Genomic DNA, 21,956 nt, shown 5'->3' on the forward strand with positions numbered 1-21,956 from the left:
ATGAGGGATCTGCTGATCACGGGGGCCCTGGTCGTCGACGGCTCGGGCGGGCCCGGGTACCACGCCGACGTCGCGATCGACGGTGGGCGGATCGTGGCCATCGGCAACGACCTCCCGGCGGCGCACCGGACGATCGACGCGGACGGGCTGGTGCTGTCGCCCGGGTTCATCGACATGCACTCGCACTCGGACCTGCAGATCCTGGTCAACCCGGACCACACCGCCAAGGTCAGCCAGGGCGTCACACTCGAGGTCCTCGGCCAGGACGGCCTGTCCTTCGCCCCGATCGACGATCCGACACGAGCCGTCGTACGCCGCCAGATCGCCGGCTGGAACGGGGAACCGGACGACTTCGACTTCTCCTGGTCGACGGTCGCCGGGTACCTCGACCGCCTCGACCAGGGCGTCGCCTGCAACGCGGCGTACCTGGTCCCGCAGGGCACGTTGCGCCTGATGGTCGTTGGCACCTCCAACCGTCCGGCGACCGTCGACGAGCTCGCGCGGATGAAGCAGCTGCTCGCCGACGGACTGCGCGACGGGGCGGTCGGGATGAGCAGCGGGCTGACGTACACGCCGGGCATGTTCGCCGGCACCGACGAGCTGGTCGAGCTGTGCGAGGTCGTCGCGTCGTACGGCGGGTACTACGCACCACATCAACGCTCGTACGGCAAGGGCGCCCTCGAGGCGTACGCCGAGATGGTCGACGTGGCCCGCCGCTCCGAGTGTGCGCTGCACCTGACCCATGCGGTGATGAACTTCGCCCCGAACGCCGGCCGGGGCCCCGAGCTGGTCGAGATGATCGACAAGGCGCTCGCGTCGGGGGTGGACGTCACGACCGACACCTATCCGTATCTCCCCGGGGCCACGACCCTGGCTGCGATCCTGCCGAGCTGGACGGCCGAGGGCGGACCGGACGCGCTGCTCGCCCGGCTCCGCGACCCGTCCGCGCGGGAGCGCATCAGCTACGAACTGGAGCAGGTCGGGTCCGACGGCTGCCACGGCTGCGTGGTGGAGTGGGACACGATCGAGATCGGCGGCGTCCGCAACCCGGCCCTGTCCGACGCGGTCGGCAACACCGTCGCGGCCCTCGCGGAACGCACCGGCAAACCGGCCTCGGAGGTCTTCTTCGAGATCCTGCTCGCCGACGACCTCGCCACCTCGATCCTGCAGCACGTCGGCCACGAGGAGAACGTGCGCGCGATCATGCAGCACCCGTCGCACACGGGCGGCTCGGACGGGATCCTGGTCGGCGGGAAGCCGCACCCGCGGTCGTGGGGCACGTTCCCGCGGTACCTCGCCCGCTATGTCCGCGAGCTCGGCGTACTCGACCTTGCCGACTGCATCCACCACCTCACCGGCCGCCCCGCCCGCCGCCTCCGACTCCCGGACCGCGGGCTGATCCGCGAGGGGTACGCCGCCGACCTGGTCCTCTTCGACCCTGCCACGGTCCAGGACACCGCTACGTTCCCCGAACCCCGCCGGCAGGCCGCAGGCATCCCGTACGTCTTCGTCAACGGCACCCCTGTCATCGACGACTCCCACCGAACGTCGACCCGCCCCGGCCGCGCGATTCGCCGTACCTCAGCTGAAAGGAACCTGTTGTGAACACCCTGGAGCTGCTCCGAGCCGATCGGGTTCTGACTGTCGTCCGCGCCGCGGAGATCTCGGACGCTCGCGACCTGTGCGCCGCGTTGGTTGCCGGCGGCATCCACGTCGTCGAGCTCACCTACACCACCCCGGACCTCCCCCGGCACCTGGAGCGCGCCGCTTCCACCGCGGCGGAGACCGGCGCGGTCGTCGGCGCCGGCACCGTCCAGACCGGCGACCAGGCCACGCAGGCAATCAACGCCGGCGCCCAGTTCCTCGTCACCCCAGGGCAGGGCCCCGAGGCGGCCGCGATCGCCGAAGCCGCGCGTGCCGCCGGCATCCCGGTCGTGCTCGGCGCCTTCACGCCGTCCGAGGTGATGACCGCGCTCGCCCTCGGCTCGGCCGCGGTGAAGATCTTCCCCGCCCACCAACTGGGCCCGAAGTACTTCAAGGACCTCAACGGCCCGTTCCCCGGCGTCCCACTGATCCCGTCCGGCGGCGTCAACGCTACGAACGCCCACGACTTCCTGGCCGCCGGCGCCCTGGCTGTCAGCGCCGGCACCGACGTCGTCTCCCCCGCCGACGTAGCCGCCGCCAACTGGGAGTCCATCACCGCCAAGGCCAAGACCTTCTGCGCAGCTATTGAACGGTGATGCTGCCGTAGCTGGTTCGTAGGTAGAGGCGGTTCGAGGAACTGGAGTCGTTCGGTAGGTCGATCTCGGTGGAGCCTTGCGCCGCGAGCGCGTCGATCGCGTATGTCGCCGTACTCGGGAGCTGGACCATGAGGGAGCCGTCGCTGGCCGTGGCGGTGACCTGGTTCGGCGCGCTGTCGAAGAGCATGTCGATCGAACCGTGCACCGCGTCCACCGAGACCCGCGGGCTGCGCAGGCGGGTCAGGGTGACCGAAGCATCGTTGGCCTCCACCGTCAGCGGCGAAGCAACGCCGACCGCGGACATCGACGTACCGTCGGCCTTCGCGTGGACGGCGGCCGTACTCGGCACCTCCACCGTCAGCTCTACATCGCAGTGCACATCGGGACAGGTGGTCTCGATGTCCAGCACCCCGCCGACCGTCGACGCCTTCACGTCGGGCTTCGCGACGGCGTACGACCCGTCGACCGTCACATGCACCTGTCCGTCCGCGCTCGCCAGCAACTGCATCGCCACACCCGACACCACCTTCACCCCTTGCGGTCCGGGCGTGAACGAGGCCGAGTACTCGTACGGCAGCTTCCCCCGGATCAACGACACGGTCACCGCCGCGCCGGTGATCACGAACACCAGCACCGGCACCAGTCCGATGATCAGCATCCTGCGCTGCGCGGTCGTCATCACGTATCCAGGTACTTGAGCACGGCGAGCACCCGCCGGTGTTCGCCGTCGGTCGGGGACAACCGGAGCTTCAGGAAGATGTTGCTGATGTGCTTCTCCACGGCGCCTTCACCGACGACGAGCGCCTGGGCGATCCCGGCGTTCGACTTGCCCTCCGCCATCGCCCGGAGAACGTCCTGTTCCCGTGGACTCAGCACCGCCAGCGGATCCAGCTTCCGCGACCGGACCAGCAACTGCGAGATCACCTCCGGATCCAGCGCGGCGCCACCGCCCGCGACCCGGCGCAGCCCTTCGATGAACTGATCGACATCGGCCACGCGGTCCTTCAGCAGGTACCCGACACCACCGGGGTTCCCACCGATCAGTTCACTCGCATAGCGCTCCTCGACGTACTGCGACAACACCAGTACGCCGACCTCGGCGTACTGCTCGCGGATCACCAACGCCGCCCGCAGTCCCTCATCGGTGAACGTCGGCGGCATCCGTACGTCGACCACGCACACGTCAGGCCGATGCGCCTCGACCGCCTTCAGCAGCGCATCGCCGTCGCCGACTGCCGCGACCACGACGCAGTCCTGCTCCTCCAGCAGCCGCACGATGCCCTCACGCAACAGCACCGAGTCCTCGGCGATCACCACCCGCATCCGCTCAATCTCCTCAACCACAGCGTCCTCAACCACAGTGTTCTCAGCCACAGTGTTCTCAGCCACAGTGTTCTCAGCCACAGTGTTCTCAGCCACAGGGCACCTCCGCCGTCAGCGTGGTCCCGCCGCCCGGTGGACTGTCCACCGTGAGCCATCCGTCGACGCCGGCCACCCGATCGGTCAGCCCGCGCAACCCGGTGCCCTTGGAGGGATCGGCGCCACCTCGACCGTCGTCCCGCACCTCGATCCGCAGGACGTCGCCGACCCGCCGCACCGTTACCTCCGCGTGCGCCGCCTCAGCATGCTTGGCCACGTTGGCCAGCGCCTCCGTCACCACGAAGTACGCGATCGATTCGATCGTCAGCGACGGCCGGCGATGGATGCCGATCCGCACGTGGATCGGCACCGGTGATCGGACCGCCACCGCCGACAGCGCCGCGTCCAGACCGCGATCGGTCAGCACCGGCGGATGCAGTCCTCTGGTCAGGTCGCGGATCTCGACGATCGCCTGCATCGCCTCCGAATGCGCCTCCTCGATCAACGCGCGCACCGCGGGCTCCTTGCTCCCCAGGCGGTTCTTGGCCCGGCCGAGCGTCATCGCCAGCGAGACGAGCCGCTGCTGGGCGCCGTCGTGCAGGTCGCGCTCTATCCGCCGCCGCTCGGCCTCGACGGAGTCGACCACCTGCTGCCGGCTCGTCACCAGCTCCGTGACGCGCTCCGCCAGGGCACCACTCTCGGACCGGCCGAGCAACCTCCGCGCGAGCTCGGCGTCCAGGGCCGACGCCAGCCGCATCAGCAACGGCGACACCACGAGCAGGAACACGGCCGCGGCGATCGCCACCATCGCAGCGGACTTGGGCGAGTCGATCACGAACGGCCCGAGCTGCGCCTGCGAGGCGGCGAACCGGTTGTAGTAGAGCGGCAACGCGATCAGCACCGGCGGCACCGACCACGCGGCCAGGATGAGAACCAGCCAAACGATTGCCAGCGGCAACAGCAACAGGTAGTACAGGAACTGCTGCCACATCCCCCGGTCGCTCACTGCGAGCCTGGCGTCAGCGGGGCGTGATCCGGTCGGCAGCGGCGGGATCAGCGGAGGAATGACCTGCCCGCGCGTGATCCGGGCCCGCGCTCGCTCCCATCCGGCCACCCGGTACACGAACCGGTTCGCGCCGACGCTCAGCGGGATCCCGACGTACCCGAGCGGCCAAGCCAGCAAGGCGACCAGGACCGTGCCCAGCACCAGCAGGCCGGACGTGAGCACCACGACCGCGTCACCCAGAAGGTGGATCGTTGCCAACCACAAGTACGGCGAGCGCCAGAGTCGCCAGGGTGTCCGGGGAACCGGATTCGCAGCAACCGTCATCCGGAACCACCTCCCCGTGTCAGCGCCTGCTTGCCGTCACAACTTACGTCGTCGGCCTAGCCCGACGGCAGGAGGACAGCCCACGGAACCGGCCGGGGGTTATCCCTACCTCGGTTCGTGGGCTGGCCGGACTGTGCCGAGCGGCCGTCGCCGGAATCCTCGAAGGTATGACGACGACAGCGATCACCGGCGATCTCAGCCGGACCATGGACGGGAGACTCGGAGACGCGATCGACGACCGCGTGGCCGACGCGCTCGAGGACTACATCGCCGAGGGCCGGCTCGACGGCAGGATCCGCGCCCGCCGCTCACCCGGAGGGCTGGCCGCGCTCGTCGCCGCCGGTGTCGCGGCAGTGCTGCTTCCTTGGTGCCTGATTCTCGCCGCCACGCTGCCGAGCACCTACCAGGCGGGCCACTGGAAGCTCACCTGGATCGGCCTCGACTGCGGCACCGCGATCGCCGCCGGTCTCACGGCGTACCTGCTGCACACCCGCAACAGGTATGCCGCCTTGACCGCGATGGCTGCCGGGACACTGCTGACAGCCGACGCCTGGTTCGACGTGAGTACGGCGGCGGCCGGGTTCGACCGCACCCTCTCGGTGACCGAGGCGCTCGTCCTGGAGCTGCCGCTGGCCGTGTGCGCGTTCGTGGTCGCCGCCCGCGAGCTCAGACGATGAGCTCCAAGACCGGACCTTCATGCAGAGCTCGGTAGACCTTGTCCCGCAGGACATTGGCCTCTGCATCGGTGAGCGTACGGTCCACCGGGCGGAGGACCAGTCTGACCAGGACATTGCGTTGTCCCGGAGTCATCTGGAGGCGCTCACGGGCGGACGTCGGCAAGTCGTCGTACGACGTTTCGCCCAGCACCTCCAGCGACTCCGCTGCATCGGCGTCGGGGCCGAGTGCGGCGCGGACCTTGTCTCCGAGGACCTCCGCCGACACGTCCGCCGACTCGTCGACGACGACGGACAGGTCGCGACGGACCGGCGGCATCGACGAGACCGCCTTGTACGGCGCGAGATCCAGCATCTGACCCGCCACCCGTGGATCCGTCGAGCGGAGCAGGCGGATGTCGCGGATCCCCTTGCGGAGCATCATCAGCCGGTCCAGGCCAGGGCCCATCGCGAGCCCGGTCCAGCTGTCGTCCAGGCCGGCCATGCGGAGGACGTGCGGCGCGGCGACCCCGCATTCACCGATCTCGATCCACTGATCGTCCAGCAGGACATCGATCTGCCGGCCGTGGATCGTGTACGGGTGAACGGCCGGAACGGTGCGATACGTCTGGCCGGGCAGGACAGTGTCGACCAGACGGGCGATCATGTCCTCCAGCTGCGGTTCGCCCAGCGTCACGTTGCGGCTGACCCGCCACAGGTCGAGCTGATGCGGCGTACCGGTGTGCTGCCAGTCGACCGAGTCCCGGCGGTAACAGATGCCGGCGCAGATCATCAGCACATCGGACGACTCCGACCCGGCGAGCTCACGGAGCGCGGGCGGAATCATCGCCGACGTGTGACTCCGCAACACCTCGGTCTCGGACACGTAGCGGGTGTAGCGAGCCTCCCGAGTCACCGCGTCGGCGGCGTACCCGAGGTTGTCGTAGTTGTCGGCCATCGGTACGACGGGATGGTCGCGACGGGTCCAGATCTCGGTGTACGGCCACACGGCGCCGAGCGCCGTACGGATCGAATCGACGACGAGCTGGACGGCGTGCGGGCCCTGGGCCGGGTCGGTGAGGTCGCGCAGCGCCAGGGCAGAGTGCAGTTCTTCGACAGTGAGGACAGACATGGGTTTCTCTCCAGGATGACGGTCTCGACGGGGGTCCACCCCGGTCGGCCGCGGTCACCTCAGGAGAGAGCGCAGCAGCAGCTCACCCCGTCGGCACCGTCGTGCCGGCCGGGGCGCAGAAATCGCCGCCCGTACTGCGTCATACCGTCCACTGTACCGTCCGGCCACCACCCTCCGCCGCGAAATTCGGTCCGCTGCGGAACCACCGGGTGCGACGATGGGCCGCATGCGATGGATCGACACCCTGGAAGGCGCGGCCGCCGAGAAGCTGCCGGAGGCCGTGCACCGCTACTTCCGGCAGGGCTCGGCCGGCGGAGTCAGCGTCGGCGAGGCGACCTCGGCCTGGTCGGCGTACCGCTTCCGTCCGCACGTGCTGAACGACGTGTCCACGGTCGACCTGAGTACGACGGTGCTCGGCACACCCGTCGACGCGCCGATCTTGGTCGCGCCGTCGACGATGCAGCGGCTGGCCGACCCGGACGGCGAGCTCGCGATGGCACGCGGCGTCGCCGCAGCGAGGTCGGTGCTCGGTGTGTCCAGCAACGCCGGTACGACGTTCGCCGAGCTCGGAGCGACCGGGGTTCCGTGGTGGCTGCAGATCTACGTCGTGCGGAACCGGGAGATCACCGTCCGGATGCTCGACGCCGCCGTCGAGGCCGGAGCGCGGGCGGTCGTGCTCACCGTCGACACCCCGGTGGTCGGCCGGAAGGAAGACGAGGGCGAGACCGTCTGGGACGTGGCGCAACCCGGACAGTTCCTGGCCAACCTGCCCGACGGCGACTGGACCGACGACGACCTCGACAAGGCCGACGACCTGAACCCCGACGTGATCGGCTGGCTCGCGGAACGCACCGGCCTCCCCGTGGTGGTGAAGGGCGTCCTCCGCGGCGACGACGCCAAGCGCTGCGCGGACGCGGGCGCCGCCGGCATCATCGTCTCGAACCACGGCGGCCGTCAGCTCGACGGCTCGATCCCCACGGCGCGGGCGCTGCCCGAGGTCGCCGAAGCCGTCGCCGGAAGCAACCTGGAGGTGTACGTCGACGGCGGCATCCGCCGCGGCGAGCATGTCCTCGCCGCCCTGGCCCTCGGCGCCCGCGCGGTGTTCGTCGGCCGCCCCGCTCTCTGGTCCCTGACCGTCGGCTCGTCCGACGGCGTCACCCGGCTGCTGACCGAGCTCGGCACCGAACTCGACCACACCCTGCGGCTGCTCGGCGTCTCCACACCGTCGTCGCTGACACCAGACCTCGTCACGAACTGAACCACCTGGGGAGTTGAAAAGCAGAAAACCCCCGGGAGATCCCGGGGGTTTCTGGTGACTGCGGTGCTGAGGCTCAGGCCTCGGCCGGCTCCTCGGTGAGGTTGCGGCTCAGGTTGGGGTCAACCTGGACGCCCGGCCCCATCGTGGTCGAGAAGACCGTCTTCTTGATGTAGCGGCCCTTCGAGCTGGCCGGCTTCAGCCGGAGGATCTCCTCGAGCGCGGCGCTGTAGTTCTCCACCAGCTGGGCCTCGTCGAACGAGACCTTGCCGATGATGAAGTGCAGGTTCGCGTGCCGGTCGACCCGGAACTCGATCTTGCCGCCCTTGATGTCGTTCACGGCCTTGACCACGTCCGGGGTCACCGTGCCGGTCTTCGGGTTCGGCATCAGACCACGCGGGCCGAGCACGCGACCGAGGCGGCCGACCTTGCCCATCAGGTCAGGAGTCGCGACGACGGCGTCGAAGTCGAGCCAGCCGTCGGTCACCTTCTTGATCAGGTCGTCGTCGCCCACGAAGTCGGCGCCGGCGGCCTTCGCGGCCTCGGCCTTCTCACCGGTGGCGAAGACGAGGACCCGTGCCGTCTTGCCGGTACCGTGCGGAAGGTTGACGGTGCCGCGCACCATCTGGTCGGCCTTGCGGGGGTCGACCCCGAGGCGCATTGCGACGTCGATCGTGGAGTTGAACTTCTTGCCCGTCGCGCCCTGCTTGGCCAGCTTGATGGCCTCGAGCGGGGTGTACAGGTGGTCGAAGTCGATCTGCTCCGCGCTGGCGCGATATGCCTTACTGCGCTGTGCCATGAGTGGTTCCTCTCTGGGGTGTGGTCTCCGGGCGGCGCTTCGCCCTGCCACTACTGCGTGTGTGAAGTGGTGCTGATCAGCCGTCGACGGTGACGCCCATGGAGCGCGCCGTACCCTCGATGATCTTCATCGCCGCGTCGATGTCGCGGGCGTTCAGATCCGGCATCTTGGTGGTGGCGATCTCGCGGACCTGGTCCTTGGTGATCTTGCCGACCTTGTCCTTCTGCGGGACGGCCGAGCCCTTCTGCAGACCGGCGGCCTTCTTGATCATCTCCGGCGCCGGCGGCGTCTTGGTGATGAAGGTGAAGGAACGGTCCTCGTAGATGGTGATCTCGACCGGCACCACGTTGCCACGCATGGATTCCGTCTGGGCGTTGTACGCCTTGCAGAACTCCATGATGTTGACGCCGTGCGGGCCGAGCGCGGTACCGACCGGCGGGGCCGGCGTCGCAGCACCGGCCTGGAGCTGCACCTTGACCAGGGCAGCGATCTTCTTCTTGGGAGGCATTCTGTCGGGTCCTTAGACTTTCTGGATCTGGTTGAAGCTGAGTTCCACCGGGGTCTCCCGGCCGAAGATCTCCACCAGGGCCTTGATCCGCTGGGCCTCGGCATTGATCTCCGTGACTGTGGCGTGCAGGGTCGCGAACGGCCCGTCGACCACCATGACCGAGTCGCCGACACCGAAGTCGGCGACCTCGACCTTCTTCTTGGCCGCGGTCTTGGCGGGTGCGGCGCCGGCTTCGGCGGCCGCCGCCTCGGCTGCCGCCACGACAGCCGGAGCGAGCATCTTCTCGACCTCTTCGAGGCTGAGCGGGACCGGCTTCTGGCTGTTCCCGACGAAGCCGGTCACCGACGGCGTGTGCCGCACGGTCGACCAGGACTCGTCGGTCAGGTCCATCCGGACCAGCACATAGCCGGGGAGGACGGTGCGCTTGACCATCCGGCGCTGACCGTTCTTGATCTCGGCGACCTCTTCGGTCGGCACGATGATCTCGAAGATGTAGTCCTCCATGTTCAGGGAGTTGATCCGGTTCTCCAGGTTGCCCTTGACCCGGTTCTCCATCCCTGAGTACGTGTGCACGACGTACCAGTCACCGATCTGCGAACGCAGCCGGCTGCGCAGCTCCTCGAGCGGGTCACCCGGCTCTTCGGGCTCCGCCTCCTCGGCCTCCGCGTCGTCGTCGTCCGTCGCGGCGGCGGCCACGGCCAGCGCTTCCACGTCGGCGTCGTCGTCGGACTCGTCGTCACCGGACTCGTCGCCGCTGGAGAAGACCACCTCGTCGGCCGCGGCAGGCGCCTCGGCGGTGGTCAGCGGAGCGGTCTCGGCGGTTTCCTCGGCCAGTTCCTCGGCAGCGTCCTCGACGTCGTCCTCGGTCACGACCTCGGCGTCCTCGGCCTCGTCGGCCGCCGGGACCACCACGACCGGCTCGTCGTCGGAGGTGTCGGCGTCCGCCCGCGGCGTCTCCGCCTCGTCGTCGGCGGAGTACTCGTCGTCGTCCACATCGTCCTCGTCCTCGCCGGCGTCGTCGTCGTCGAGTCCCGCGAACGGGTCGTCGTCGTCATCGTCGTCGTCAGCGAACAGATCGTCATCGGTGGCGTTCTCGTCGAAGTCGAGATCGAGGTCGGCGTCGGATACGTCGAACTCGTCCTCGTGGTCGAGGACCTCGTCGTCGCGCTCGGACACGTCGTACTCCGTCATCTGTGGATCGGGTCTTGTTCTGCTTCGGGTCGGGTCAGGAGCCCGGGACCTACGGCGGGGATCGTGGTGGGCGGCCTCAGCCGAAGATCTTGAACATCGCCCAGCCGAAGGCGAGGTCGAGGACCGAGACGATCGCGATGACGAACACCACGAAGGTCAGGACGACCACGAAGTAGGTGGAGAGCTGCTTGCGGGTCGGCCAGACGACCTTGCGGAGCTCGGCGACCACCTGGCGGTAGAAGCGCAGCAGGCCCCTGCCCTGCTTGCCTTCCGCAGGCTTGCCGGCGCCGGACGGTGCCGGGGTGCGCGTCTCCGTCACGACCTACCTCTTTCGCTAGCGGCGGCCTGACCGGCCCTGCGCCGGTCAGGATTTGCAGGGCACGAGGGACTTGAACCCCCAACCTTCGGTTTTGGAGACCGATGCTCTGCCAGTTGAGCTAGTGCCCTCTGCAATCCATCCGGACGCCGCGTAGGACCTGATCTCGGGCATGCCGGATCAGGGCCACCAACGCCCGGACCTAGAGAAGTGTACGGGGTCTGAGCCACGTGGTCGAACTCAGCCTCCCGCACGACCCCTGCACTGACTTTCGGCCGGGCGTCGCACCGCGGACAGAACCATACAGCCTCCAGATGGTCCCAACGGACAGTGCCCCCGGCGCGTTCCCCGCCCACCCCGTGAAACCCGCGAGCACCGCCGTACGGCGTGGTGCCAGGATGGGCCGTATGGGTTCCAGGATCTCGGCGCGGATCGGCGCCATCAGTGAATCGGCGACGCTGGCGGTCGACGCCAAGGCGAAGGCGCTCAAGGCGGCCGGGCGCCCGGTGATCGGGTTCGGCGCAGGTGAGCCGGACTTCCCGACGCCGGACTACATCGTCGAGGCCGCGGTCGCGGCCGCGCGGGATCCGAAGAACCACCGGTACAGCCCCGCGGGCGGCCTGCCGGAGCTCAAGCAGGCGATCGCGGACAAGACCAAGCGGGACTCCGGCTACGAGATCGAGGCGTCCCAGGTCCTGGTCACGAACGGCGGCAAGCACGCGGTCTACAACGCGTTCGCGACGCTGCTCGACCCAGGTGACGAGGTGCTCCTGCCGGCGCCGTACTGGACCACGTACCCCGAGACGATCCGGCTGGCCGGCGGCGTACCGGTCGAGGTGCTCGCCGACGAGTCGCAGAACTACTGCGTCACCGTCGAGCAACTCGAGGCGGCCCGGACCTCGAAGACCAAGGCTCTCCTGTTCTGTTCACCGTCGAACCCGACCGGCGCGGTCGACAGCCCGGAGGCGATCGAGGCGATCGGCCGGTGGGCGCTCGAGCACGACCTGTGGGTGATCACGGACGAGATCTACGAGCACCTGACGTACGGCGACGTACGGGCGACGTCGATCCCGGTCGCCGTACCGGAGCTGGCCGACAAGACCGTCGTACTGAACGGTGTCGCCAAGACGTACGCGATGACCGGCTGGCGGGTCGGCTGGATGATCGGGCCGAAGGACGTCATCAAGGCCGCGACGAACCTGCAGTCGCACCAGACCTCGAACGTCTGCAACATCGCCCAGCGGGCCGCGCTCGCCGCGGTGTCCGGCGACCTGAGCGCGGTCGACGAGATGAAGGTCGCGTTCGACCGGCGCCGGCGGACCATGGTCCGGATGCTGAACGAGATCCCCGGTGTCGAATGCCCGGAGCCGACCGGCGCGTTCTACGCGTACCCGTCGGTCAAGGGTGTGTTCGGCAACGAGATCAACGGGCGTACGCCGGCATCGTCGGCCGAGCTGGCCGATCTGATCCTGGACGAGGTCGAGGTGGCGGTGGTGCCGGGTGAGGCGTTCGGCGCGCCCGGGTACCTGCGGCTGTCCTACGCGCTCGGCGACGACGACCTGGCCGAGGGCCTCGGCCGGATTGCCAAGTTGCTGAGCTGATTTCGCGGGGCGGGTAGGGGATCGGTAACCTTCGGTAATGACGCAGCGGGATCTGCGGGTGCTGCCGAAAACACACCTGCATCTGCACTTCTCCGGGTCGATGCGGCACCTGACGCTGGTCGAGCTGGCGGACAAGCACGGCGTACGGCTGCCGGACGCGCTGCGGACCGATTGGCCGCCGGAGCTGTCGGCGGCGGACGAGCGCGGCTGGTTCCGGTTCCAGCGGCTGTACGACATCGCGCGCTCGGTGCTGCGGACGGAGGACGACGTACGGCGTCTGGTCCGCGAGGCGGCCGAGGACGACCGGGCGGACGGCTCGCGCTGGCTGGAGATCCAGGTGGACCCGTCCGGGTACGCGAACCGGTTCCACGGGATCACCGAGTTCACCGACCTGGTCCTCGACGCCGCCCGCGACGCGTCGGCCTCGACGGGCATCGCCGTCCAGGTCATCATCGCCGCGAACCGGACCCGGCATCCGCTCGACGCTCGCACCCTGGCACGGCTGGCATCGCAGTACGTCGGACGTGGGGTGGTCGGGTTCGGCCTGTCGAACGACGAGCGTCGCGGTACGACGTCCGAGTTCGAACCGGCCTTCCGGATCGCCCGCCACGCCGGGCTGCTCGCTGCGCCGCACGGCGGCGAACTGTGCGGACCGGCGACTGTGCGGACGTGCCTGGACGAGCTGGGCGCGGGCCGCATCGGCCATGGCGTCCGTTCCGTCGAGGACCCTGACCTCCTGAAGCGCATCGTCGACGCACAGATCGCGCTGGAGGTCTGCCCCGCGTCCAACGTCTCGCTAGGCGTCTACCGCCGCGCCGAAGACGTCCCCCTGCGCGAGCTCTACGAGGCAGGCGCCCGCATCGCCCTAGGCGCCGACGACCCGTTGTTGTTCGGCTCCCGCCTGGCCGAACAGTACGAAACCGCCCGCACAGTCCACGGCTTCACCGACCCCGAACTGGCCGACCTCGCCCGCAGCTCAGTCCTGGCCTCCACTGCCCCACCCGAGACCCAAAAAGCCCTCCTCACCGAAATCGACGAATGGCTCGGAACCCCCGCCAGAGTCTCGGCCTGACCTATCTGGCCCGCCACGGCCAAACCGAGTGGAACGTCGCAGGCCGCCGACAAGGCCGTCTCGACTCACCACTCACCCAACTCGGCCTCGAACAGGCCCGCCGGAACGCTCGCTTGCTGACTGGCGAAGGCATCGACGCGATCTTCGCCAGCCCACTCGGGCGAGCACGGCGTACGGCCTCGATCATCGCTGCGGAGCTCGGTCTGACCGTCCAGGTTGTCGACGACCTGGCTGAGATCGACCACGGGTCGTGGTCGGGGCTCGGGTCGATCGAGATCGATGCGCAGTGGCCGGGGCAGCGGGATGTGCGGGAGCGGGAGAAGTACACCTTTCGGTTTCCGGAGGGTGAGAGCTACGCGGACGGCGAGGTGCGCGCCGGGCGGGTGCTGGAGGAGATCGGGCGGAGCGGCGTACGGCGGCCGTTGCTCGTGTCCCACGAGATGATCGGACGGATGTTGTTGCGACGGCTCGGCGTACCGGATGCGCTCGGTACGCGGCAGCCGTCGTATGTGGTCTACCGCGTGCGCGCGGGTGGTGTTGTGGAGCGGCTGGCGAGTTCCGGATAAGTGCTGGTTGCGTTCCGGTTCAGGTCATTGTCCGGGGGTCGGTGCGGGCCTAACTTTGCGTGCATGACGCCGACGAAGATCCTGCTGCCAGAGGACGAGCTGCCGACCCGTTGGTACAACGTGCTGCACGACCTGCCGACGCCTCCGCCGCCGGTGCTGCATCCGGGGACAGGGCAACCGATCGGGCCGGACGATCTCACGCCGCTGTTCCCGATGGACCTGATCCTGCAGGAGGTCTCACAGGAGCAGTACGTCGACATTCCGGGCGAGGTGCTCGACGTCTACCGGCTGTGGCGACCCAGCCCGTTGTATCGCGCGCACCGGCTGGAGAAGGCGCTCGATACACCAGCCCGGATCTACTACAAGTACGAAGGCGTCTCACCGGCGGGATCGCACAAGCCGAACACCGCCGTCCCCCAGGCGTACTACAACGCGAAGTCCGGCGTCCGGAAGCTCACCACCGAGACCGGCGCCGGCCAGTGGGGTACGGCGCTCGCGTTCGCCTGCGCGCAGTACGGCCTGGAGTGCGAGGTCTGGCAGGTGCGGGCGTCGTACGACCAGAAACCGTACCGGCGGACGATGATGCAGGTGTTCGGCGCGACCGTGCACCCGAGCCCGTCCGACCTCACCGAGGCCGGACGGAAGATCCTCGCCGGCGACCCGGACTCCACCGGCTCGCTCGGGATCGCGATCAGCGAGGCGGTCGAGGCCGCCGTGCAGGATCCCGAGGTGCACTACGCGCTCGGGTCGGTGCTCAACCACGTGCTGCTGCACCAGACCATCATCGGCGAGGAGGCGCTGATGCAGCTCGCAATGGTGGGCGAGACGCCCGACCTGATCGTCGGCTGCACCGGCGGCGGGTCGAACTTCGGCGGCCTGGCGTTCCCGTTCCTGCGGGAGAAATGGGCCGGCCGGATGTCCCCGGTCGTGCGCGCGGTCGAGCCGGCCGCCTGTCCGTCACTCACCCAGGGCACGTACGCGTACGACTTCGGCGACACCCTCGGGATGACGCCGCTGATGAAGATGCACACGCTGGGCCACGACTTCATCCCCGACCCGATCCACGCGGGCGGCCTGCGGTACCACGGGATGAGCCCGCTGATCAGCCACCTCTACGAGACCGGCGAGATCGAAGCCGTCGCCAAACCGCAGTCCGAGTGCTTCGCCGCCGGAGTCCAGTTCGCGCGGACCGAAGGCATCGTCCCCGCGCCCGAGCCCACCCATGCTCTGGCGGCCACCGTCGAAGAAGCCCAACGCTGCAAGGAGTCCGGCGAGGAGAAGGTCATCCTCACCGCCCTCTGCGGCCACGGTCACCTCGACCTCGCCGCATACGACGCCTACCTGTCCAACGCCATCGTCGACCGCAGCTGGGAGGACGCCGACATCCAGTCAGCAGTAGCCGAAGCCCTGACCCACCTGCCCGCGATCGGCTGACAGGTCAGCGGCCACCGCGCCTCCACCAAGGCTTGGGCCGCTTCGCCACCGCGGTGAGCCAGTCCTCCGGGATGGCCCACCCGCGGGAGGCCAGCGCGTCGAAGTACTGCACCTTCAGGCTGTCCGGCAGCCAGTACGTCGCTTTGTGGCCGCCGGACGCCTCGAAGTACGTCGTGCGGTGGCGACGGCTCCATACTGTCGCCTGCTTCGAGCTGTAGGCGAGGCGCACGTAGTCCCAGCGCGCCTGCTCGTCGTCCATGTCGAAGGGGCGCTCGAGCACGCGCCCCTTTCCCTGCGGCTCCTGCTCGATCTCGTCGATCAGCTTCTGTACGACGACACGATCGTCGGTGAGCTCCGCCGGCAGCTGTAGTCCCACCGGATCCAGCACCACCGCACCCAACCGCGGCCGCGCCACCTCCAGGAACACCTCGAGCAGCGCGAACCCTTCCTCCACCCGCCCGAACCGCTCCAGTTCGGCAGGCAACGTCGTCACGGCTTCCTCGGGCATCCCACAACTCTAGGGGTCCAACCTCGAGGGGCTGCCCCTATCTGCCCCGGGATGCCCCGCCGTCCTCACGCTCAGCAACCGTCTCCCCGCACCGAAATCACCGTCGATTCAACCGCCGCACACCCTCGACGGCGGCCGAGAACCCCTTTTTCCACAGGGATTCGGGGCAGATCGGGGCAGCCTGGGGCAGATCGTCCACAAGGCCCGATTTACCCGTCGCAGAGGGTGTTCAGCGTCTTACAGTTACCGCCATGTCAGGGCCGAACGAGTTTCTCCGCGAGGCGCGAGAACGCACCCCATCACGGCGCGCGCCGGGTGAACACATGTCCCGGAGCGAGCTCGCCGACACCATCTGCGCGTGGCTCTGGGACACGACCGAGATCAAGTACGAGCTCGACGGCCACTACATCGCCAAGCTGGAACGCGGCGCGGTCCGCTGGCCGGGCGCGGCGTACCGCTCCGGTCTGCGGCACGTGCTCGGCGTTGCCTCCGACAACGACCTCGGATTCTTCCCGCCCTCCGGCCTCGCTCTGACCGAGCCGGACCTGACGCCGCCGGCGTCGATGGCCGGTCACGACGACGACCTGGTGACCGCGGGCGACGAGTCCATCGGGCTGCTGTCGTTCGCCGAAGAGTCGAACGTCGGCGAGCTCACCGTCGAACAGTCGCTCGCCGACATCGAGCGGATCGCGCAGTCGTACCTGCGGACGCCGATTCGGCCGCTGTTCGCGAAGAGCCGCGCGATCCGGGACCGCGCCTTCGGACTGCTGGCCGGCAATCAGTCGCCGCGCCAGTCACGCGACCTGTACGCGGCCGCCGGCTGGGCGATCACCCTGCTCGCCTGGATGTCGGTCGATCTCGGTCGCCCGGATATCGCCGAGGGTCATACCCGTACGGCGTGGGCCTGCGCCGAGGCCGCGGATCACGACGTACTGCGAGGCTGGATCCGCGCCACCCAGCACACCGCCGCGTTCTGGCAGGAGGACTTCGCCCGCGCGGCGGCGTACGCCGAGGACGGCCTGCGGTACAACGCCGGCACGGCAAGACTCTTCCTCGCCAGCGCGGCCTCCGTCGACCTCGCCCGCGCGGGACGTACGGACAGGGCCCGTGACCTCCTCGAGGTCGCCCGAACCCTCGCCGTCCACCCGGCCGATTCCGAACCAGGCGGAGTCCTGCTCTGTACGCCGGAACGCGCCGAAGGACTGTGGGCGGACACGCACCTGGCGTTCGGCGACGCACAACGCACCGCGGATCACGCCGACCACAGCATCGCGCTGTTCGAGGCCGTCCCGTACGCGCTCCGGAACGCCGGTTCCGAACGGATGGCCCGCCTGCAGCAGGCGAAGGCGCGGCTGCTCCTCGGACACCTAGACGGCGCGATCGAGGCGGTCGACCCGGTGCTGGAGCTCCAGCCGGAGTACCGCGTGCGCCCGTTGATCCACCGCCTCGCGGAGGTCGCGGCCCTGACAGCGCCGTACGCGCGGAGCCCGAAGGGCCGGATGCTGCGGGACCGGATCGCCGAGTTCACCCAGCAACCAGGACTACCCGCGCGCCTCACGACCCCGAACCGACGACGCGTGATCGAGGAGCACACATGATCAGGGAAGTCCGCGATCACTGGTACTGGCGCCCCAACTGGCGGCCCGGGCGATCGTTCTACACGTGGCACGTCATCTTCCCGAACGACGCCGTGCTGACCGACATGCACGCGGCGTACCAGCGGCTGGTCGGTTCGCTGCCCGGGATCACGCCGGTGCCGGTCCAGTGGCTGCATCTCACGCTGCAGGGGATCGGGTTCGCCGACAAGGTCCCGCAGGCGGACCTCGACCCGATCATCGACGCGGCGCAACGCCGGCTCGAGTACTTCCGGCCGTTCGAGATCAAGCTCGGCCCCGCGGTCGTCGACGTCGAGAGCCTGCAGCTCCCGGTCTCCCCCGTCGACCGCATGCGCCGTCTGCGCGCGCAGCTCCGCGCCGCGATCACCGACGTCTGGGGCAGCGACTCCGTGCCCGCGCTGCCCGAACTCGACCCGCACATCTCACTCGGCTACTGGAACCAGCCCGCGCCCGCTGAGCCGCTCCGCCAACGCGTGAACGCGCTGGCCGGCGGCGCCGCCAGAACCGAGATCAGCCGAGTCAGCCTCATCAACCTGAACCGCGATCACAACCAGTACGAGTGGACCACCTACGCCAGCCTCCGGCTCGGGGCCCGGCCGAGCGGAGCGAGTTCATGAGCGCCGTCAGCCCTCTGGCCGGTGACGCGGCGTCGCTGATCATTCGCGCGCTCCTGGACTTCCGCAGCCTCTGGACCACGCATGACCTTGTGACGACCACCGGTGTCCCCGCGCAGACCATCCGGCGGGTGGTCAACCGGCTCGAGCGCGAAGAACTCATAGAGCGTCAGGCGCCCGGAGTCGTCGCCGTACCGAGCTGGCTCACCCTGCTCCGCCGCTGGAACGAGGAGGTCCGCTTCAGCCGCGACGTCCGTCAGACGTACTGGCGCAGCAAACACGGCGCCCAGCCGCTCCTGGACCGTGTCGCGACCTCACCGGTCCGTCACGCAGTCAGCGGCACGTATGCAGCGCACGTGTGGGCACCAGAGACACCGGCCGGCCCGACCGTGATCTACACCCCGGACGCGCGGGCTGCGGCCGCGGTGTGGGAGCTCGTGCCGGCCAGGGGCAGGGCGCTCATCTTGGCCGAGCCTTCCGGGGATGTCGTCTACACCCGCTCCCGGAAGACCGACAGCGGTCTCCGGCTCGCTGCACCCGCACAGGTCCTCGCAGACCTTCTGACGGGTGCAGCGTCGGCCGACGCGGCTGAACCTCTGACGCACTGGATGCTGCAGCACGAACTCGAGTGGCGTTACTGAGCCGACCTGTAGGCGCGGACGGAGACCACGTGGGCTCGTGGGGCGCCATTGGTACGTCGGGTCGTGAGGCGGAGGTGGGTGGCTCGGGTGGGGTTGTCCAGGTGGTGGTGCTGGGTGCGGTGGTGGTTGTCGGTGACCCGAGCGACGGACTGCCACTGGCCGTCGCCGTCTCGGATCTCCACGTCGTAGTCAGCGACGAGAGTGGGGAGGGACTCGAATGGGGTGCGGTGGTGGTGGAGGTTGATGAGGTCCTCTTGGACGTCCGCGTCCAGGACGACGACGATCTCGGAGAGTTCCACCGGCTCGGACCAGGTGAGTTCGAGCCAAGGTTCGGAGTCCCAGGCCAGGTCTTCGGACGACCAGAGGTTCGGGCCGCCGTACGGGCGGGAGTAGCCACCGATCACCTTTTCCGGTGCGTACGCCGCGGTCTCGCCGAGGCGGATGCACAGGCCGCCGCGGGGCAGAATGTGTTTCCAGGCGCGGAACTGCTCGGTCCACTGCTCATCGGGCGCCGGGTCGCGATGGGCGAAATGAACCGTGCCGGGGAGACCCGTCGCAGCGGTGTGCACGGAGATGTCCGGCGTGCTTCGCAGTACGACGAACGCGTTGCACGGACCGGACGGACGCCAGGCCAACGGGACGTGGATCCAGCGCTTCTCGCCGGCCGGAACCTCGACGGTGCAGGAGTCGATGAGCTTGGCCGGGAGGTAGTTCTGCGCCTTGACCGGGTCGTGGAGCTCGACGGTCAGAGCACCGCCGGTCGAGTCGACGAGTAGCTCGAACCCATCGAGAGCAGGGTCGACCGGGATGACCATTCCGAGATCAGTGGTCAGCGGCAACGTTCCGGACGAGACCTCGAGCGCCGGCCGGGTCAGCGTGGAGGACGCCGTGACAGTCGCCGAAAGTGCAGCGTTTTCCGGGTCGTCGTCGAGGACGCCGAGGACCGACGAGTCGGCGCGGGTCAACGCGTGCTTCATCAGCCCGAACCGGTCATGCGCGAGCTCACGTGGCGTCAATCCGTTGCGCAGGGCAACAGCTGCGCCGACGCCGGCCGCTTCACCGAGCAGCGCACAGGTCGCCATCACGCGCGTCGTACCGAAGGCGACGTGGCTCGCGCTGATGTTCCGTCCGGCCATCCACAGATTCCGGACGTTCCGTGAGTACAGGGAACGCAGCGGAATGTGGTAATTGCCGTCCGGATGCCAGTGCTTCGATCCGCGTTCGGCCGCGTACACGCCGCCGGGCGGGTGCAGGTCGATCGACCAGCCGCCGAAGGCCACGCGGTCGTCGAAGTCCGTCTGGTCGAGCACGTCGTGCTGGGTCAGCACGTGATCGCCGAGGAAACGCCGGTACTCACGTTTTCCGGGGACCGACCCGATCCACTCCAGGGTCAGGTTGTCGGCGTCGAACCGCCCGGAGTTCTTGATGTGGTCCCAGATCCCGTACACCACGGCCTGCAGCTCGTCGCGGATCGCCTCGTTGTCGTCGACGACGTCCAGCTCACCGCCCCACTCGATCCACCAGAACGCGCACCCGTTCATGTCGGTCCGGATCACGCGGCGTTCCGGAATCGCGGTTTCCGTGACGTCCCGGGCGAAGGACGGCGGCACGAACCGCACCGGTTCCCCGGCGTCCTTGCTGTAGAAGAGGATCGTGCTGCCGAGCGTGTTCGAGTCCGGTACGTCAGGTGCCCACGACTCGTCGTACTCCGAGCGCGGCTCCCGCCCGGTCCGGTACTCCGCCCCCGCGAGGAGGCCGACCAGGCCGTCGCCCGAGCAGTCCACGAACACCGGGCTGACGAACCGGATCTCCTTCTCGGACCCCATCTGCCACCCGGTCACCGACCGGATCTCGCCGTCCGCGGCCTCTATGGACCGGACGTCGGTGTTCAAGTACAGCGTTATCCGCGGCTCGGCGCGGACCGCCTCCAGCAGCACGAGATCCCAGTAGTACGGGTTTCCGAGCGGATTCCGGAACTGGTTCTCGACGAACAGCTCACCCATGATGCCGGTCTCGCGGGCGAAGCTCTGGACGCCGTGCGCGGTCGCCCCGCACACCCACACCCGCACTTCACTGGACGAGTTGCCGCCGAGCACCGGCCGGTTCTGCACCAGCGCCACGGTGCTCCCCTGCCGCGCGGCGCCGATCGCCGCGCAGATCCCGGCGAGCCCGCCGCCGACGACGGTCAGATCGGACTGGACCTCGAACTGCTGCATGCACGAACCCTTCAGGTATCTCGCTGGACGACGGGCTGCCCGGGCCCGTTCGGATGATGTGCGGTCAGGTGATCGGGCACCCGCTGTGCGACCAGGACGAACAACAGGCCGGCCGTCAGTACGTCGCTCGCGCGGCCGGCGAAGAACTCGGTCCAGTTCGCGCCGTTCGGCGTACCGGTGTCGAGCGTGACGTCGGCGATCCGGCCGATCGGCGCGTCCGGCATCCCGGTGATCGCGACGGTGAGCGCGCCCTGCTCGCCGGCGCGCTTGATGAAGTCGAGCGTGGTCGGATCGGTGCCGGACCGCGTGACGGTCAGCGCCACATCACCCTCGCCCAGCAGGCCGGCGCCGATCTGCGAGGACTGCGGACCGTCGAAGAAGCCCACCGGGATGCCGATCCGCAGCAGCCGGATGTACAGCTCGCGGGCCGGGATCGCGTCGCCCCACTCGCCGTAGATGTGGGTTCGCCGGGCGCCGGCGATCGCGTCCGCGACCCGGGTGGCCGCGGTCAGGTCGATCGCGGCCAACGCGTTCCGCAACGCGTTCGCCTGCGTCGACGCGAGCACGTTCAGCACCTGCTCGGGCGGATCCGCCGGGCCGATCGCCATACCGATGTCGCTCGCCCAGCCGGCCTCCAGACCGCGGCCGACCTCCATCGCCAGCGCGGCCCGCAGCGCGGGATACCCGGCGTACCCGAGGTGGGTCGACAGCCGGGTGACCGTCGCGGCCGAGGTCTGCGCGGCCTCGGCGAGCTTGGTGATCGAACCGCGCGCGACCTCGTCCGGGTTCGCCAGGATGTGTTCGGCGACCCGCTGCATCGCACCGTTCAGCTCGGGCAAGGCCCGCTTGACCAGCTGCAACGGGCTCGGGCTGTCCGCTCTCTCCATCTCTGTCATCCCGTCATC

At 69.0% G+C, this 21,956-nt stretch carries 22 protein-coding genes and 1 tRNA gene; 11 read left to right on the plus strand and 12 right to left on the minus strand.

Features of this window, described 5'->3' with window-relative positions:
- Together ACLJOO_RS05955 and ACLJOO_RS05960 are read left to right on the plus strand one after the other, a co-directional pair.
- On the plus strand, positions 1-1,605 hold the full coding sequence (locus ACLJOO_RS05955; RefSeq protein ID WP_410785789.1) for an N-acyl-D-amino-acid deacylase family protein: 1,605 nt from the start codon (positions 1-3) through the stop codon (positions 1,603-1,605).
- Positions 1,602-2,240, plus strand: coding sequence for a bifunctional 4-hydroxy-2-oxoglutarate aldolase/2-dehydro-3-deoxy-phosphogluconate aldolase (locus tag ACLJOO_RS05960; protein WP_410785790.1), 639 nt, complete (start codon positions 1,602-1,604; stop codon positions 2,238-2,240). The genes ACLJOO_RS05955 and ACLJOO_RS05960 overlap by 4 nt, the downstream gene beginning before the upstream one ends.
- Here the strand turns inward: ACLJOO_RS05960 and ACLJOO_RS05965 are convergent.
- From ACLJOO_RS05965 to ACLJOO_RS05975, 3 genes are all read right to left on the minus strand, one after another.
- The gene (locus tag ACLJOO_RS05965; RefSeq protein WP_410785791.1) at positions 2,227-2,919 is read right to left on the minus strand and encodes a DUF4097 family beta strand repeat-containing protein; all 693 of its coding nucleotides are present in this window, start codon (positions 2,917-2,919) and stop codon (positions 2,227-2,229) included. The two genes, ACLJOO_RS05960 and ACLJOO_RS05965, sit on opposite strands and share 14 nt — an antisense overlap.
- Positions 2,919-3,563, minus strand: a complete 645-nt coding sequence (locus ACLJOO_RS05970) for a response regulator transcription factor (protein WP_410787121.1) — start codon at positions 3,561-3,563, stop codon at positions 2,919-2,921. Before ACLJOO_RS05970 ends, ACLJOO_RS05965 begins: the two co-directional genes overlap by 1 nt.
- 88 nt (positions 3,564-3,651) lie before the next feature.
- On the minus strand, positions 3,652-4,929 hold the full coding sequence (locus ACLJOO_RS05975) for a sensor domain-containing protein (protein ID WP_410785792.1): 1,278 nt from the start codon (positions 4,927-4,929) through the stop codon (positions 3,652-3,654).
- A 167-nt stretch (positions 4,930-5,096) separates the two neighbouring features.
- On the opposite strand from ACLJOO_RS05975, the gene ACLJOO_RS05980 reads away from it, so the two are divergent.
- Complete coding sequence (locus tag ACLJOO_RS05980) at positions 5,097-5,606, plus strand: hypothetical protein (RefSeq protein ID WP_410785793.1); 510 nt, start codon at positions 5,097-5,099, stop codon at positions 5,604-5,606.
- On the opposite strand, the gene ACLJOO_RS05985 is transcribed toward ACLJOO_RS05980, so the two are convergent.
- A complete protein-coding gene (locus ACLJOO_RS05985) occupies positions 5,596-6,714 on the minus strand; it encodes a hypothetical protein (RefSeq protein WP_410785794.1) in 1,119 nt (372 codons plus the stop codon). The two genes, ACLJOO_RS05980 and ACLJOO_RS05985, sit on opposite strands and share 11 nt — an antisense overlap.
- A 226-nt stretch (positions 6,715-6,940) precedes the next feature.
- Between ACLJOO_RS05985 and ACLJOO_RS05990 the strand changes: the two genes are divergently transcribed.
- Positions 6,941-7,972, plus strand: coding sequence for an alpha-hydroxy acid oxidase (locus tag ACLJOO_RS05990; protein ID WP_410785795.1), 1,032 nt, complete (start codon positions 6,941-6,943; stop codon positions 7,970-7,972).
- A gap of 73 nt (positions 7,973-8,045) precedes the next feature.
- Here the strand turns inward: ACLJOO_RS05990 and rplA are convergent, their stop codons facing one another.
- The 5 genes from rplA to ACLJOO_RS06015 all read right to left on the minus strand — a co-directional run bounded on the left by rplA (position 8,046) and on the right by ACLJOO_RS06015 (position 10,914).
- Positions 8,046-8,768 carry a 50S ribosomal protein L1 gene (gene rplA, locus ACLJOO_RS05995; protein ID WP_410785796.1) on the minus strand — a complete coding sequence of 241 codons (723 nt, stop codon included), beginning with the start codon at positions 8,766-8,768 and terminating at the stop codon, positions 8,046-8,048.
- Positions 8,769-8,844: 76 nt separating this feature from the next.
- On the minus strand, positions 8,845-9,276 hold the full coding sequence (gene rplK / locus ACLJOO_RS06000) for a 50S ribosomal protein L11 (protein WP_410785797.1): 432 nt from the start codon (positions 9,274-9,276) through the stop codon (positions 8,845-8,847).
- A 12-nt stretch (positions 9,277-9,288) separates the two neighbouring features.
- Entirely contained in the window at positions 9,289-10,146 is an 858-nt protein-coding gene (gene nusG, locus ACLJOO_RS06005; protein WP_410787122.1) for a transcription termination/antitermination protein NusG, read from the minus strand.
- A gap of 397 nt (positions 10,147-10,543) precedes the next feature.
- A complete protein-coding gene (gene secE / locus ACLJOO_RS06010) occupies positions 10,544-10,786 on the minus strand; it encodes a preprotein translocase subunit SecE (RefSeq protein WP_130384685.1) in 243 nt (80 codons plus the stop codon).
- A 55-nt stretch (positions 10,787-10,841) separates the two neighbouring features.
- Positions 10,842-10,914 (minus strand) — tRNA-Trp (locus ACLJOO_RS06015).
- Between the two features lie 276 nt (positions 10,915-11,190).
- Here ACLJOO_RS06015 and ACLJOO_RS06020 point away from each other — a divergent pair.
- The 4 genes from ACLJOO_RS06020 to ACLJOO_RS06035 all read left to right on the plus strand — a co-directional run bounded on the left by ACLJOO_RS06020 (position 11,191) and on the right by ACLJOO_RS06035 (position 15,456).
- Positions 11,191-12,384, plus strand: a complete 1,194-nt coding sequence (locus ACLJOO_RS06020) for a pyridoxal phosphate-dependent aminotransferase (RefSeq protein ID WP_410785798.1) — start codon at positions 11,191-11,193, stop codon at positions 12,382-12,384.
- 37 nt (positions 12,385-12,421) lie between these two features.
- Positions 12,422-13,456 (plus strand): adenosine deaminase, encoded by a 1,035-nt coding sequence (locus ACLJOO_RS06025; RefSeq protein WP_410785799.1) that lies wholly within the window; start codon positions 12,422-12,424, stop codon positions 13,454-13,456.
- A complete protein-coding gene (locus tag ACLJOO_RS06030) occupies positions 13,423-14,022 on the plus strand; it encodes a histidine phosphatase family protein (protein WP_410785800.1) in 600 nt (199 codons plus the stop codon). The genes ACLJOO_RS06025 and ACLJOO_RS06030 overlap by 34 nt, the downstream gene beginning before the upstream one ends.
- 63 nt (positions 14,023-14,085) lie before the next feature.
- Positions 14,086-15,456: a TrpB-like pyridoxal phosphate-dependent enzyme gene (locus ACLJOO_RS06035; protein ID WP_410785801.1), complete on the plus strand. Its 1,371-nt coding sequence runs from the start codon at positions 14,086-14,088 to the stop codon at positions 15,454-15,456.
- Positions 15,457-15,460: 4 nt separating this feature from the next.
- Here the strand turns inward: ACLJOO_RS06035 and ACLJOO_RS06040 are convergent, their stop codons facing one another.
- Complete coding sequence (locus ACLJOO_RS06040) at positions 15,461-15,964, minus strand: hypothetical protein (RefSeq protein ID WP_410785802.1); 504 nt, start codon at positions 15,962-15,964, stop codon at positions 15,461-15,463.
- 251 nt (positions 15,965-16,215) lie between these two features.
- Between ACLJOO_RS06040 and ACLJOO_RS06045 the strand changes: the two genes are divergently transcribed.
- The 3 genes from ACLJOO_RS06045 to ACLJOO_RS06055 are packed head-to-tail and all read left to right on the plus strand — an operon-like array spanning position 16,216 to position 18,835.
- A complete protein-coding gene (locus ACLJOO_RS06045; RefSeq protein WP_410785803.1) occupies positions 16,216-17,562 on the plus strand; it encodes a hypothetical protein in 1,347 nt (448 codons plus the stop codon).
- Positions 17,559-18,197 (plus strand): 2'-5' RNA ligase family protein, encoded by a 639-nt coding sequence (locus tag ACLJOO_RS06050; RefSeq protein WP_410785804.1) that lies wholly within the window; start codon positions 17,559-17,561, stop codon positions 18,195-18,197. Before ACLJOO_RS06045 ends, ACLJOO_RS06050 begins: the two co-directional genes overlap by 4 nt.
- Complete coding sequence (locus tag ACLJOO_RS06055; protein ID WP_410785805.1) at positions 18,194-18,835, plus strand: MarR family transcriptional regulator; 642 nt, start codon at positions 18,194-18,196, stop codon at positions 18,833-18,835. Before ACLJOO_RS06050 ends, ACLJOO_RS06055 begins: the two co-directional genes overlap by 4 nt.
- Here the strand turns inward: ACLJOO_RS06055 and ACLJOO_RS06060 are convergent.
- On the minus strand, positions 18,829-21,051 hold the full coding sequence (locus ACLJOO_RS06060; RefSeq protein ID WP_410785806.1) for an FAD-dependent oxidoreductase: 2,223 nt from the start codon (positions 21,049-21,051) through the stop codon (positions 18,829-18,831). The two genes, ACLJOO_RS06055 and ACLJOO_RS06060, sit on opposite strands and share 7 nt — an antisense overlap.
- Before the next feature lie 11 nt (positions 21,052-21,062).
- Positions 21,063-21,947 (minus strand): MurR/RpiR family transcriptional regulator, encoded by an 885-nt coding sequence (locus tag ACLJOO_RS06065; RefSeq protein WP_410785807.1) that lies wholly within the window; start codon positions 21,945-21,947, stop codon positions 21,063-21,065.
- Between the last annotated feature and the right edge of the window lie 9 nt (positions 21,948-21,956).

The organism is Kribbella sp. C-35 (assembly GCF_046549195.1).
Taxonomy (GTDB): Bacteria; Actinomycetota; Actinomycetes; order Propionibacteriales; family Kribbellaceae; genus Kribbella.

What these genes read in the sequence shown, in the direction of transcription:
- rplK (WP_410785797.1), bottom strand. Translation starts at nt 9,276, where the DNA reads ATGCCTCCCAAGAAGAAGATCGCTGCCCTGGTCAAGGTGCAGCTCCAG.
- ACLJOO_RS06045 (WP_410785803.1), top strand. Translation starts at nt 16,216, where the DNA reads ATGTCAGGGCCGAACGAGTTTCTCCGCGAGGCGCGAGAACGCACCCCA.
- ACLJOO_RS06050 (WP_410785804.1), top strand. Translation starts at nt 17,559, where the DNA reads ATGATCAGGGAAGTCCGCGATCACTGGTACTGGCGCCCCAACTGGCGG.
- ACLJOO_RS06020 (WP_410785798.1), top strand. Translation starts at nt 11,191, where the DNA reads ATGGGTTCCAGGATCTCGGCGCGGATCGGCGCCATCAGTGAATCGGCG.
- ACLJOO_RS05975 (WP_410785792.1), bottom strand. Translation starts at nt 4,929, where the DNA reads ATGACGGTTGCTGCGAATCCGGTTCCCCGGACACCCTGGCGACTCTGG.
- ACLJOO_RS06025 (WP_410785799.1), top strand. Translation starts at nt 12,422, where the DNA reads ATGACGCAGCGGGATCTGCGGGTGCTGCCGAAAACACACCTGCATCTG.
- ACLJOO_RS06030 (WP_410785800.1), top strand. Translation starts at nt 13,423, where the DNA reads ATGGCTCGGAACCCCCGCCAGAGTCTCGGCCTGACCTATCTGGCCCGC.
- ACLJOO_RS06065 (WP_410785807.1), bottom strand. Translation starts at nt 21,947, where the DNA reads ATGACAGAGATGGAGAGAGCGGACAGCCCGAGCCCGTTGCAGCTGGTC.
- ACLJOO_RS05985 (WP_410785794.1), bottom strand. Translation starts at nt 6,714, where the DNA reads ATGTCTGTCCTCACTGTCGAAGAACTGCACTCTGCCCTGGCGCTGCGC.
- ACLJOO_RS05970 (WP_410787121.1), bottom strand. Translation starts at nt 3,563, where the DNA reads ATGCGGGTGGTGATCGCCGAGGACTCGGTGCTGTTGCGTGAGGGCATC.
- ACLJOO_RS05955 (WP_410785789.1), top strand. Translation starts at nt 1, where the DNA reads ATGAGGGATCTGCTGATCACGGGGGCCCTGGTCGTCGACGGCTCGGGC.
- ACLJOO_RS06035 (WP_410785801.1), top strand. Translation starts at nt 14,086, where the DNA reads ATGACGCCGACGAAGATCCTGCTGCCAGAGGACGAGCTGCCGACCCGT.
- ACLJOO_RS05965 (WP_410785791.1), bottom strand. Translation starts at nt 2,919, where the DNA reads ATGACGACCGCGCAGCGCAGGATGCTGATCATCGGACTGGTGCCGGTG.
- ACLJOO_RS06040 (WP_410785802.1), bottom strand. Translation starts at nt 15,964, where the DNA reads ATGCCCGAGGAAGCCGTGACGACGTTGCCTGCCGAACTGGAGCGGTTC.
- rplA (WP_410785796.1), bottom strand. Translation starts at nt 8,768, where the DNA reads ATGGCACAGCGCAGTAAGGCATATCGCGCCAGCGCGGAGCAGATCGAC.
- ACLJOO_RS05990 (WP_410785795.1), top strand. Translation starts at nt 6,941, where the DNA reads ATGCGATGGATCGACACCCTGGAAGGCGCGGCCGCCGAGAAGCTGCCG.
- ACLJOO_RS06060 (WP_410785806.1), bottom strand. Translation starts at nt 21,051, where the DNA reads ATGCAGCAGTTCGAGGTCCAGTCCGATCTGACCGTCGTCGGCGGCGGG.
- ACLJOO_RS06055 (WP_410785805.1), top strand. Translation starts at nt 18,194, where the DNA reads ATGAGCGCCGTCAGCCCTCTGGCCGGTGACGCGGCGTCGCTGATCATT.
- ACLJOO_RS05980 (WP_410785793.1), top strand. Translation starts at nt 5,097, where the DNA reads ATGACGACGACAGCGATCACCGGCGATCTCAGCCGGACCATGGACGGG.